Annotated in this window: 11 protein-coding genes and 1 pseudogene; 3 read left to right on the top strand and 9 right to left on the bottom strand. The window is 65.9% G+C overall.

Going from position 1 to position 12028, the window contains the following annotated elements; all coding sequences use genetic code 11:
- From V3572_RS14920 to V3572_RS14905, 4 genes are all read right to left on the bottom strand, one after another.
- On the bottom strand, positions 1-830 hold an 830-nt coding region (locus V3572_RS14920), incomplete at its 3' end, for an FAD-binding protein (RefSeq protein WP_332111816.1).
- Positions 831-843: 13 nt separating this feature from the next.
- Positions 844-1494, bottom strand: coding sequence for a succinate dehydrogenase/fumarate reductase cytochrome b subunit (locus V3572_RS14915; RefSeq protein WP_332111815.1), 651 nt, complete (start codon positions 1492-1494; stop codon positions 844-846).
- Positions 1495-1589: 95 nt separating this feature from the next.
- Positions 1590-2822, bottom strand: coding sequence for an anion transporter (locus tag V3572_RS14910; protein WP_332111814.1), 1233 nt, complete (start codon positions 2820-2822; stop codon positions 1590-1592).
- 63 nt (positions 2823-2885) lie between these two features.
- Positions 2886-3608 carry a carbonic anhydrase gene (locus tag V3572_RS14905; protein WP_332111812.1) on the bottom strand — a complete coding sequence of 241 codons (723 nt, stop codon included), beginning with the start codon at positions 3606-3608 and terminating at the stop codon, positions 2886-2888.
- Positions 3609-3824: 216 nt separating this feature from the next.
- Here V3572_RS14905 and V3572_RS14900 point away from each other — a divergent pair, with 216 nt between their 5' ends.
- A complete protein-coding gene (locus V3572_RS14900; protein ID WP_332111811.1) occupies positions 3825-5297 on the top strand; it encodes a fused MFS/spermidine synthase in 1473 nt (490 codons plus the stop codon).
- Positions 5298-5379: 82 nt separating this feature from the next.
- Here the strand turns inward: V3572_RS14900 and V3572_RS14895 are convergent, their stop codons facing one another.
- The 3 genes from V3572_RS14895 to V3572_RS14885 form a co-directional block, all read right to left on the bottom strand.
- Complete coding sequence (locus V3572_RS14895) at positions 5380-6141, bottom strand: exodeoxyribonuclease III (protein WP_332111810.1); 762 nt, start codon at positions 6139-6141, stop codon at positions 5380-5382.
- A 1-nt stretch (position 6142) separates the two neighbouring features.
- A complete protein-coding gene (locus V3572_RS14890) occupies positions 6143-7903 on the bottom strand; it encodes a response regulator (RefSeq protein ID WP_332111809.1) in 1761 nt (586 codons plus the stop codon).
- A gap of 63 nt (positions 7904-7966) precedes the next feature.
- Positions 7967-8647 carry a metallophosphoesterase gene (locus V3572_RS14885; protein ID WP_332111808.1) on the bottom strand — a complete coding sequence of 227 codons (681 nt, stop codon included), beginning with the start codon at positions 8645-8647 and terminating at the stop codon, positions 7967-7969.
- Between the two features lie 118 nt (positions 8648-8765).
- Between V3572_RS14885 and V3572_RS14880 the strand changes: the two genes are divergently transcribed.
- Together V3572_RS14880 and V3572_RS14875 are read left to right on the top strand one after the other, a co-directional pair.
- The gene (locus tag V3572_RS14880; RefSeq protein ID WP_332111807.1) at positions 8766-9359 is read left to right on the top strand and encodes a 5-formyltetrahydrofolate cyclo-ligase; all 594 of its coding nucleotides are present in this window, start codon (positions 8766-8768) and stop codon (positions 9357-9359) included.
- The gene (locus V3572_RS14875; protein WP_332111806.1) at positions 9344-10150 is read left to right on the top strand and encodes a polyphenol oxidase family protein; all 807 of its coding nucleotides are present in this window, start codon (positions 9344-9346) and stop codon (positions 10148-10150) included. Before V3572_RS14880 ends, V3572_RS14875 begins: the two co-directional genes overlap by 16 nt.
- On the opposite strand, the gene V3572_RS14870 is transcribed toward V3572_RS14875, so the two are convergent.
- Positions 10057-10938: an ATP-binding protein gene (locus V3572_RS14870; RefSeq protein WP_332111805.1), complete on the bottom strand. Its 882-nt coding sequence runs from the start codon at positions 10936-10938 to the stop codon at positions 10057-10059. The two genes, V3572_RS14875 and V3572_RS14870, sit on opposite strands and share 94 nt — an antisense overlap.
- A gap of 119 nt (positions 10939-11057) precedes the next feature.
- Positions 11058-12028, bottom strand: a pseudogene (locus tag V3572_RS14865) (anaerobic carbon-monoxide dehydrogenase catalytic subunit); the annotation flags it as partial.

Genomic DNA, 12028 nt, shown 5'->3' with positions numbered 1-12028 from the left:
CCGCCGTCGCCGCGACAGCCCTCGGTGACCAGGATGTCCGTGGGCACGATGCCCGTGGGATGGAACTGCACGGCCTCCATGTTGCCAAGGGGCACCACGCCGGTGTCCAGGGCGATGACGTGGCCGCCGCCGTCGTTGATCACGGCGTTGGTGGACTCGCGGTAGATGCGGCCGAACCCGCCCGAGGCGATCAGCGTGGCCTTGGCGATGTACACGCGCAAATCGCCGGTTTTGAGGCAGCGCACCACCGCGCCCATGCACCGGGCGCCGTCATGGATAAGCGAGATGGCCTCCACCCGGTCGTGGACCACCACGCCGAGCTGGGCGGCCCGGTTGTCCATGGTGTAGAGCACGGTGTGGCCGGTGCCGTCGGAGGTGTAGCAGGTGCGCCACTTGGCGGTGCCGCCGAAGGCCCGGGCCGTGATCAGGCCCTCTTTTTCCTTCTTCTCGACCTTGGTGAATTCCTTGCCGCCCTTGAAGTACTTGGATTCGCCGGGCACCACGCGGTTCCAGGGCACGCCCCAGGCGGCCAGTTCACGCATGACAATCGGCGCGGTGTCCACAAAAAGCCGGGCCACTTCCTGGTCGCAGCCCCAATCGGAGCCCTTGACGGTGTCGGCGAAATGGACGTCGGGACCGTCGCCTTCGCCCATGGCGCAGTTGCCGAGCGCGGCCTGCATGCCGCCCTGGGCGGCCGAGGAATGAGAGCGCCGGGCGGGGACAATGCTCAGGCACACGGCGTCGAACCCGGCCGAAGCCGCCTCGATGGCCACGCGTTCCCCGGCCAGGCCCGCGCCGATGCACAACAGATCGGAATAAATCGTCTGCATGGTTCGGTCCTTGTTACACGGTAAGGGTGAGGAAACGGATCAGGGTGATAAGCCCGATCACGATGAAGAACACGGTGAGGATATTCTCGAACTTCTTGGCGTTTTTGCGATTGTCGCGGCGGATGAACCCCCACTTCACGCCGATGCGGTAATAGCCGATGCCCACATGCAGTTCGACCATGGGCAACAGGACCAGATAAAAGATCATCCACCAGCCGCCCTGAATGCGGGCGGCGCTCTTGGCGGCGGTGATGGGCAGGTCGGTCAGGACCACCCACATGTGGATGGCGCCCATGATCAGGATGACCATGGCCGTGGCGGCCTGGACGACCCACAGCCAGGTGTCGGTGTGGCGCAGGCGGCGGGCATGGGCCGCCATCACGGTCTGCTGTTCCGACCGAAACGGCACCTTGCGGGCGGCCAGGACGAAATGGAACAGAAACACCAGGCCAATCAGGGGTCCGCCCACCTGGGCCATGCCCGTGGCTTCAAAAAACTCCGCCAGGGCGTTCATGGCCCCCGCGCCGAAAATGACGCTGGAGACCAGGATCATGTGACTCCACATAAAAAGGATCAGACAGGCTCCAGTGAGCATCTGGAGCCAGTCCAGCCAGGCGGAACACTTACCGATGGGCTGGGCTTGGGTGGCCAGTGACAGGGACATGGTTTCCTCCCGTGACGCGTTGAAATGGCGAACAAAAACCGAAACCGGTGTTTTTTAGATATTTCCGCGTTCCTTTGTCAACGCGATTACACATTTTATCCAGGCCCAACCAGGGCCGACCAGCGCACAAAAAGCCATATCCCCGCCAATATCAAGGTCAAAATGGTCACCGGCAATCCTACCCGAAGATGCGCCTTCCAGGTGACGGACACGCCCAGGCGGCCCGCCTGATCGGCCACGATGAGGTTGGCGATGGACCCAAGCAAAAAAAGATTCCCGGCCAGGGTGCTGGCCAGGGCCAAAAGCACTGCGGCCCGGGGCGAGGCGTCGGCGGGCAGAAGCAGCATCACCGCCGGGACGTTGGAGACAATGTTGGACAACACCACGGTGACGGAAAAAAGCCAAACGCCGTTTTTCAGGTCCGCCCCGCACCGGGCCAAGAGGCCGTGCAGTTGCTCCAGAAGCCCGGAAGAGGCCACGGCCTGGTTGACCACGAAAAGGCCCATGAACAGCACCAAAAGCGGCCAGTCCACCAGGGAGAAAAACCGGGCCGAGGTCAAGCGGCGGCTGGTCAGAAGCACCCCGGCGCAAAATAGGGCCGCGACCTCGCGCGGCCAGTCGCCGACCAGAAAGGCCGCCACCAAAACGAACAGCGCCGCTCCCCCCTTAAACGACTGCCAGGTATTGAACTCCGGGGCATGGGCGTCCACGGCCGGGGCCGTCATGCGCCAACGGCCGCGCCACATCCAGGCGATGGTCCCCCAGGCGGCCACGAGCCCGGCCGCGACCGGCGGAGCCGCCTCCAGGAAATACCAGCCGAAAGGGATGCCCGAGACCTGGCCGATGAGCATGTTTTGCGGGTTGCCGATGAGCGTGGCCGCCGAACCGATGTTCGCGGCGCAGGCCAGCCCCAAAAGATACGGCATGGGATCGAGGTCGCGGCCCCGGCAGATCTCGATCAAAACCGGGGTCATGGCCAGGCATACGATGTCGTTGGCCAAAAGCGCCGAAAGCCCGGCGGCGGCCAGGATGACCAAAAAAAGGAGCCTAGCCGGGGAACCGTCGGCCTGGGCCAGTTTTTTGGTGACAAAGGTATAGAATCCGCCCAGACGAAATTGGGCCGAAATGACCATGAGTCCGAATAAAAGGGCGATGGTGGACACGTCCACGGCAGCCCAGGCCTCGGCCGTGGTGACCGCGCCCCCGGCCAGAAGGGCGATGGCCCCCAGAAGCGCCACCCCGGCCCGATCCAGGGCCAGCCCGGGCAGTCCCCCGAGGATCATGCCCAGATAGACCACCACGAAAACGGCCAGGACGTATTCGCTCACCCCACCCCTCCGGGCTTTGCGCCGCCCGGGCTTTTACGCCCGGGCAACGCTCCCGGCAAGGGTTTACGATGGCGTATCCGCCAAAATCCGGGCCTCCTCGGGGTGGGCGCCAAGCCAGTCCACCTTGCCCGTCTCCACATGGTAAAACGCGCCCACCACCTTGATGCGTCCAGAACGGGCCATGGCCCGCAACAGGGGGCTGTCGGCATAGATGTCGGCTATGACCTGAAAGACGTTTTCGACCATGGCCCGCTCCGCCACCTCCATGTCGGGCGCGCCCGGATGGGCGTCCCGTACGGCCTTCACCGCCGGAACGATGGGGGCCACGGCGGCCGGGATGTTGCCCGGTTCCTTGGCGTTTTGGGCCACGGCGGTGACCGCGCCGCACTTGGAATGGCCAAGCACCACCAGAAGGCGCGCCCCCAGATGTTCGGCCCCGTATTCCAGGGATCCAAGCTGCATGACGCCCGAGACGTTGCCCGCCGTGCGCACGGAGAAGATGTCGCCCACGCCCTGGTCGAAAAGAATCTCCACCGGGACGCGGGAATCGGAGCAGGACAGGATCATGGCGAAGGGAAATTGTCCCTGCCGGGCCGTGACCTCCCGCCGAGCCATGTCCCGGTTGCGATGGGTGGGAGCCTCTGCCAGGAAATGGGCGTTTCCCTCCTTGAGTCGGGCCAGGGCCGCCTCCGGGGCGACCCCGGCCCCGTCCACGGTCGCCAGGGCCAAGACGGCGCTGAGGATCACCCCAATCACAGCCACGATGCCCACGATCTTTCTATCCATGACATGCCTCCCTGGAAAAAGGGTTATGCTCATGTCATACATATGCAACCCCTTTGCGTCAAAGCGCAATCCAGGCTTTTCGCCTCGTCCGCCCCACTCCGCATATTTCCATGGACAGCGAGGGTTGGCGCAGCTACATCGTGAAAAAGGTGCAGGCTTTACCGGGCCATGCATTGGCTGCGCCCCCATGTCCAGTGACGCCACAGGAGCGGCCCCATGCTCGAAACCGTGGTTTTTTTGTGCGGCGCGGCGGTGATGATCCTGGAGATCGCCGGGGCCCGGGTGCTGGCCCCATTTTTAGGAACCTCCACCGTGGTCTGGACCGGCCTTATCGGCATCGTCCTGGCCAGCCTGTCCGTGGGCTACTGGCTGGGCGGCCGACTGGCGGACAGGCGGCCCTCCCCCCGGGCTCTTGGCGGCATCATCCTTCTGGCCGCCCTGAGCACCCTGGCCACGGCCCTGTCCAAGACCCTGCTTCTGGATTTTCTATCCACCTACGCGGCCGGGCCGCATCTGGCGGTGATTGCGGCCAACCTACTGCTTTTTGCGCCGCCCAGCATCTTTTTAGGCATGGTCTCGCCCTACGCCATGCGCCTAAAGCTGGCCAGCGTGGGACAGGCTGGGCGCACCTCGGGCAACCTCTACGCCCTGTCCACGGCGGGCAGCATCCTGGGCACCTTTGCGGCCGGATTCGTGCTCATCGCCTATCTGGGCTCCACGACCATCCTGTGTCTGGTGGCCGGGATTCTGGCCGTGGCCTCGTTTTTGGCCTGCCGGGCCGACGCGGCAGGCAAGGCGGCGGCCCTGGTCCTGGTAATCTTCGGCGCGGCGGGATCGGCGTCCTACGACCGCTGGCTGGCCGACTCAGGGTTTTACGACGTGGACACCTGCTACAACCGCATCCTGGTTTTCGAGAGCCGCGACCCCGCAACGAACGAGCCCACCCGGGTCATGCTCACCCATCCCCGGCACGTGCAGTCGGCCATGTACCTGGAAAGGCCCACGGACCTGGCCCTGACCTTCGCCCGTTTTTTCACCCTGGCCGATTATTTCTCGCCCGGGGCCAGGCGCATGCTGCTTTTGGGCGGCGGGGCCTACAGCTTTCCCCGGCACCTTTTGGCCACAAACCCCGAGGCCGAAATCGACGTGGTGGAGCTGGACCCCGGGGTGACCCGGCTGGCCGAGGAGCATTTCGGGCTTGTCCCGGACGAAAGGCTGCGCATCTTCCACGAGGACGCCCGGACCTTCCTCAACCGCAACACGCAAAAATACGACGTGGTCTTCGGGGACATCTTCAACGCCCACTACGCCGTGCCCTTCCATGTAGTCACCCGGGAGGCGGCGCAGCGCGTCTTCGACGCCCTTTCCGACGACGGCGTGGTCATCGTGAACATCATCACGGCGATTTCCGGGAAAAAGGGACGGTTTCTGCGGGCGGTTCGGGCCACCTATGCCGACGTCTTTCCCACGGTGGCGCTTTTTCCCCTGGGCAGTCCGAACGATACCGAGGGCATGCAAAACGTGATGCTGGTGGCGAAAAAAAACGGACCGCTGCCGGACGCCCTTCCCAGCGACCCGGAGCTGGCCCTGTTCGTGTCCCGCAAACTCGCCGCCCCGCTTGCGGACGACGTGCCGGTCCTCACGGACGAATGTGCGCCGGTGGAGCGTTACGTCACGGCGTGGTGGTAGGCCGCTCCCCCCGCCGAGGGGGACCGGGGGAAATCATTTCCCCCGGGCGGGGTTTGGGGCGGCAGCCCCGATCTCTTTCCCCCTAAACATCCAGCTCCAGCCCCACCGGGCAGTGGTCCGACCCATACACGTCGTTTGCGATCCAGGCCCGTTTGACTCTGGGGACCAGTTCCTTGGACACGAAGAAGTAATCGATGCGCCAGCCCACGTTGCGGTCCCTGGCCTTGAAGCGGTAGTCCCACCAGGAATAGTGGCCGCCCCCGGGTTCGAACATGCGGAAGGTGTCCACGTATCCGGCGGCGGTGAAGCGGTCCAGCCAGGCCCGTTCCACGGGCAGAAAGCCGCTGGTCTTTTCGTTGGCCTTGGCGTTTTTGAGATCCAGGGCGGTGTGGGCGGTGTTGAAGTCGCCGCAGGCCACGATGGGCTTGGCCTGGCGCAGCGTCTCGGCGTGGGCCAGGAAGGCGTCGTAAAAACGCAGTTTGTAGTCCAGGCGCTCGGGGCCCCGGCCGCCGTTGGGGAAATAGACGTTCAGGAAGTGGAACTCCGGATATTCCAGGTGCAAAAGCCGCCCCTCGCCGTGGAACCCGGCGTCGGGCAGCTCCCGGTTTATGGCCAGGGGTTCGGCCTTGTAGAAGCAGCCCACGCCGGAATAGCCCTTTTTCGCCGTGGCGCTCAGCCACACGGTTCGGTAGGCCTCGGTATGGCCGAAATCGGCCTCGTGCCCGGGCTGGATCTTGGTCTCCTGAAGCCCGACCACATCCGCGCCGCTTTGGGCCAGCCAGTCCCAAAAGCCCTTCTGGACCACGGCCCGCAGTCCGTTGACGTTCCAGGAATACAGGATCATGTCAGCCCGCTTTGGCGGCCATGCGGCGGCCGATTCCGGCCCTCACGTCGCTGCGCTTCATTTCCAGGAAGGCCCGGGCGCAGGTGGGGCAGAACTGCTTTCCCATCTCCCGGGCGATGATGTCCAGGGCCTTTTGCGAGGCCATGCCCTTGCGGTAGGGCCGATCCGAGGTCATGGCGTCGAAGGCGTCGGCCACGGCGATGATCCGCGCCCCCAGGGGGATGTCCTCGCCGCGCAGGCAGGTGGGATAGCCATCCCCGTCCCAGCGTTCGTGATGGTACATGATCAGCGGCACCACGGCCGCAAGCGAGGCGATGGGCCGCAGGATCTCCGCGCCGATGACGGCGTGTTCCTGGATCTTGGCGTATTCCTCGTCGGTCAGGACGCCGGGCTTGAGCAGCACCGCGTCGCGCACCCCGATCTTGCCGATGTCGTGCAGGTTGGCCGCGATCTCCAGGTCGCGCAGGGAGTCGTCGGAGAGTCCCATGTGCCTGGCCAGGCGCAGGGACATGGCCGACACCCGGGCGGTGTGGCCCTTGGTGTATTCGTCGCGGGCCTCCAGGGCCGTGACCAGGGACTTCATGCTCCACAGGACGTGTTCGTATTCGTGCTTGTAGTGGCGATAGCTCTCGGCCAGAAGCTGCTCCACCACCAGGAGCATCTTCTCCACATCAAAGGGCTTGACGAAATAGCGGCTCACCCCCAGGCGCTCCCCGCGTTTGATGTCGCAGGTGCGATCCCGGGCGCTCATCATGACCACGAAGACGTTTTGCAGCTCCGGGGTCTGGCGCATGGACTCGCACAGGCCGTAGCCGTTGAGTTCCGGCATGTCCACGTCGGTGACCACCACGTCGGGCTTCTCGGCCAGGGCGATCTCCAGGGCCTGGCGGCCGTTCTCGGCCACCAGCACGTTCAGGCCGCTTTTGATGAAACTGTGGCGTAAAAGCTCGCGGATGAGCTTGCTGTCGTCCACCACCAGGATCTTGTTCTGGCGTTTGCGGTGCACGGCGTCCAGATGGTCGGAGATCTTGTCGGCCAGCATGCGCGGGGTGAAGGACTTGAGCAGATAGTCGTCCGCGCCGCTGTTGAAGGCCGTGTCCACGTCCAGGGGGTCGTCGCTGCTGGAAAGGACGATCACCGGCCGGTAGCCGCCGGCGCTGGATTCCTTCAGGCGGCGGCACAGCTCCAGGCCGTCCATGCCCGGGAGCTGGACGCTGGTCAGCACCAGTTCGAAGGCCGCCTCCGCGCACAGGGAAAGGGCCTCGGCGGCGTCCAGGGCGTGGCGCAACTCGTAGCCGCCGGGGGCCAGGGCGGCCCGGACCACATGGAACAGGGTCTTGCCGGGATCGACAAAGAGAATCTGCCCCCGGCGATGCTTGGTGACGTCATCGGCCGCGGGTCGGGTCCGGACGGACTCGGCCAGGCTCTCGATGACGTCTCCCAGGTTCTCCCGGCGCACGAAGACCGAATCCCCGCTGGAACTCCTCTCGGTCGGCTCCTGGGGAGAGGTGCGCAGCACCAGGACGGCCGGGGAAAGCCCCTGGCGCGCGGCCTGGGCCCGGACATAGGCGGCCACCTCGGCCTGGGAATGCTGGTGGTAGTCGTCCTGGAGCAACACGACATCCGGCTCGAAGGAGGTCATGGCCTCAACGATGTGTCCCCGATCCGGCTCGACGAACTGGTAGTCGAGGCCACGCGGCAAATAGAACTTGGAAAGAAATGTTCGGTACAACAGGATGTCAATGACGTTTAAAATCTTCATGCCGCCCGCCGGATGTGAAACTGTTCAGCGGCCCCCACCATCCCAAGACAACGACGCCTCGCCTCAGATCATCTCAAGAGCCGCTACCACACCATCATGACCGTCCGGTTTCACCTGGATACGGACATATCCCCCCAGGGACAGCGGTCCCGGATTGACCACCACGGTTTTCCCGATGACGTCCAGGCCCCGGGATTCGTGGATGTGTCCGGTGACGCACAGCGCGGGCTGAACGCGGGCAAGGAATTCGCGCACGGCCGGGCTGCCCACGTGGACGCCCGAGGGCAGAAGGTCCGTGGTTGTGCCGTAGGGGGGGGTGTGCACCACCACCACCAGCCGATCATATCCCCGGGCCAGGGCGTGGGTCTCCTCGATCCAGCGAGAAAGCCCTTCCTCGGATATCTCGCTGGGGGTGCTAAACGGCGTGGGGGTGGACCAGCCGATGCCCATGAGCCCCACCCCCGGGGCCAGCTCCACCACCCGGCGATGGATGTTTATGCCCTCGGCCGTGAGCCAGTCGTCGATTTCCTGATAATCCATGTTGCCGATCTGGGCGTGGACGCACGGATTGACGGCGAGCACGGCCTCGATGACCCGCTTCCCTTCCGGCCGATCCCCCCGTATGGTCAGGTCGCCGGTGACGATGACCCCGTCGGCCCGGGAGATGTCCGGGATGCGGGCCAAGTTGGCCACGTCCCCGTGGATGTCGCCCACGGCAATGAAAAACCGCTCTACGCCCGGCATGACCGCCTCCACCATCCGGTGTGGGAGGCCAAACCTCCCTCGCCGTTTTTTTGCGGGTGACAAAAGACAACGACTCCGGCGCACCGACTATGAAACCCTTGCACAAACTTTTCAAGTCATGAATTCCGTCGCGTCTCAAAAAAAAGCCCTGCGCGCCCGCCTGCTGGCGCAGCGAAACGAGCTGCCCCCCGAGACGGTGCGAAGGGACTCCATCGCCGCCACGCGGCGCTTTCTGGACGACGTTAGGGTAGCCCGGGCGGGGTGCATGCTGCTGTATCTGCCGCTCAAAAACGAACTGGACACCCGGGACATCTTCACGGAACTGGCAAGCCGGGGGGTGACGGTCCTTCTGCCCCGCTGCCGCGACGGCGAGGCGGGCGAACTGGACCTTTTCCGCGTCACCTGCCTGGACGAGGTCCGCCCGGGCCGCTTCGGCATCCTGGAGCCCGATCCCGGCCTGTGCCGTCCGGCCGGTGAAACGCCCCCGGACGTGGCCACAGTGCCCGGGATGGCCTTCGATCACCGGGGATTTCGCCTGGGATTCGGCGGCGGCTACTACGACCGGCTGTTTACCCGGCCGGTGATGGCCCGGACCCTGCGCATCGGCCTGGCCTACGATTTTCAGGTGGTGGACCGGCTCCCCGCCGAGGCCTGGGACCAGCCCATGCACGCCGTCTGCACCCCCAAGGAGATGACATGGATCAGCCCGTAGCCGCCATCGCCTTCCGCTTTCCCTCGCTTCCCGGGGTGCGCGTCGCCTTCGGCATGCGCACGACGGCCCCGGCCGCCGCCCCGGCCGCCACATGTGGCGACCCCTTCGCCGGGGGCAACATCTCCTACCGGGTGGGAGATGACCCGGATCGGGTGACGAAAACCAGGCAGGCCTTTCGCGACCTGCTGGGTTTCTCGTCCTGGCACGCCCTCAAGCAGGTGCATGGCCCGGCCATGGTCTTTGACCCGCAGACCGACACCCTGTGCGAACCAAGCCCCACCGAGGCCGACGGACAGGCCACTGCGCTCCCCGGGGCGGCGCTTGTGGTCAAGACCGCCGACTGCCAGCCGATCCTTGTGGCCCACCGCTCGGGGAAGTACGTGGCCGCGCTGCATGTGGGCTGGCGGGGAAACGTGATGGATTTTCCGGGGTCCGGGGTGGCCGCCTTTTGCGCCCGCTACGGGCTGTCCCCGGCCGACTGCCTGGCCGTGCGCGGGCCGAGCCTTGGCCCGGCGGCGGCGCAGTTCGTGAACTTCGAGGCGGAGTTCGGGTCGCGCTTTTCGCCGTATTACGATGCGGCGTCCCGGACCGTGGACCTGTGGCGGCTGACCCGGGACCAGCTCGCGGCGGCGGGGCTACAGTCCGAAAACATCTTCGGCATCGAGATGTGCACGTTTGCGTCGCCCCATTTTTTCTCCTACCGCCGATCACGCACCTCGGGTCGCCAGGCGTCCTTCATCTGGATCGCCGATGAGGACCGCAGCGCGTCGAGAATTCGCCGACAGGCCTGAGCGATGGCCCCCCCGGCCTCGGGCAACCCGAGAACCGAGCCGTCCACAAGCTGTCTTTGGGCGAGACTATCCAGACACGGCAGGCTGGCCGCCAGGGGCGGCAGATCGGCCAGTTCCGGCAGGACGGGCGGATGGACGCCTGCATCGGCCCGGTTCAGGACCAGGGCCTGGCGCGCAAGTCCCAGTTCGCGAGCCATCCGGGCGATGGACGCGGCGGTCTCCAGCCCCCGTAGCGAGGGTTCGCTGACGACCACCAGCCCGTCCACCCCGGCCACCGTCCCCCGGCCCAGATGCTCCACCCCGGCTTCGAGGTCCACGATGACCCATTCGTGGCGATCAAGGACGAGGTGCGCCAAAAGGGCCTTCAGCAGCGCGTTGGCCGCACAGGCGCAGCCGCCCCCGGCCGAGGCCGTTCCCCCCATGACCAAAAGGCGTTTGCGTCCGAGGCCGACCCGGCCCGCCCCGGCCTGATCCGGATCAGCCGGTCCCGGGAATATGGCGAGCTGGCCGCCCAGGGGCAGCTCCACAGCCAGGCGCTCGGGCAGGTCGCCGACCTCGGGGCACAGGGCCATGAGCCCCGCCCCGACGCGCTCGGTCACGAGATCCTCCCGTTCGATGAGCGGCCTTGGCAAAAGCGCCGGGGACAACCCCGAGGCCCGGCCCAGGGACAGGGCCGTATCCGCGTCGATGAGAAAGACATTGCGGCCTTCCCGGGCCAGATGGTCCCCAAACCAGGCGGCGATGGCGGTCTTGCCCACTCCGCCCTTTCCGGCGACGGCTATTTTCATGCGCTTCTCCCCATGAACGCGTCAGCGCCCGTTTTTCCCCGCCAAAAGGCGTCTCGGTTTTCCCTGGTCGTCGTCCGTCCCGGCCCGCCCCGATCCGGCGGCGGGCCGGGGTGAGCGCGCTAGGGGGTCAGGCCCAAGGCCTGGCGCTTGGCCGTGATCCGCGCGTCGATGATGTTCGCGGCGGCCACCGGGTCCGGCTCCACCACGAAATGCGCGCCAAGGACGCCTTCCAGGCCTTCCAGGGCCAGGTTGGCGACCAGGGGGCTGCCGGTGATGTGCGGCGGCAGTCCGAGGTGGGTCATGATTCCCGAGGCCACGGCGTACAGTCCGATGGTGGCCGCCTTTTCCGAGTACCATTCCGGGGCGCTGGCGGCCACGGGCAGGTCGGAGATGTCCACGCCCAGGGCGTTGGCCAGGACGGCGCACAGGTGGATGATCCGGGAGTTGTCCACACAGCTTCCGACATGCAGCACCGGTGGGACGCCAAGGGCCCGGCAGACCTCGGACAGGCCCGGCCCGGCCTGGTCGGCCGCCTCCGGGACCATGAGCCCGGCCTTGCCCATGGCCACGGTGGCGCAGCCGGTGACAAGGACGAGAATGTCTTTTTTGATGAGCTCGCGGCACAGGACCGTATGCACATGGTCGTGCTTGAGCCGGGGGTTGTTGCAGCCGACGATGCCCACCGCGCCACGGACCTTGCCGGCCTTTATGGCCTCAATGAGCGGCCCGGGCGTGCCGCCGAGCGCCCCCAGGATGGCCTCGTTGGAAAAGCCGGTCATGAACCGGACAGGCTCGCCCGGGATCTCCACCCGCTCGGGCTGGCGATTGGCATAGGCCTCAATACCCATGGCCACGACCTCAAGGGCCCTGTGGCGGGCGTTTTCGAGCGTGAACTCCATGTGGGTTCCGCCCGGGAAGCGGGCCTTGTCCGAGGTCGAGACGAAACGCGTCTGGTAACAGGCCGCCACGGCCGTCAGCGACGGCATGATGCACTGGTAGTCGACCACAATGAGATCCACGGCGCCGGTGATGATGGCCAGCTCGGTCATGAGGTGGTTGCCGGCCATGGGCACGCCCTGGCGCATGAGCA

Origin of the sequence: Desulfolutivibrio sp., from assembly GCF_036584575.1 — a bacterium.
Classification (GTDB): domain Bacteria; phylum Desulfobacterota; class Desulfovibrionia; order Desulfovibrionales; family Desulfovibrionaceae; genus Desulfolutivibrio.
Note: the sequence above shows the minus strand (reverse complement) of the source record. Positions and strands in the feature narration are given on the sequence as shown.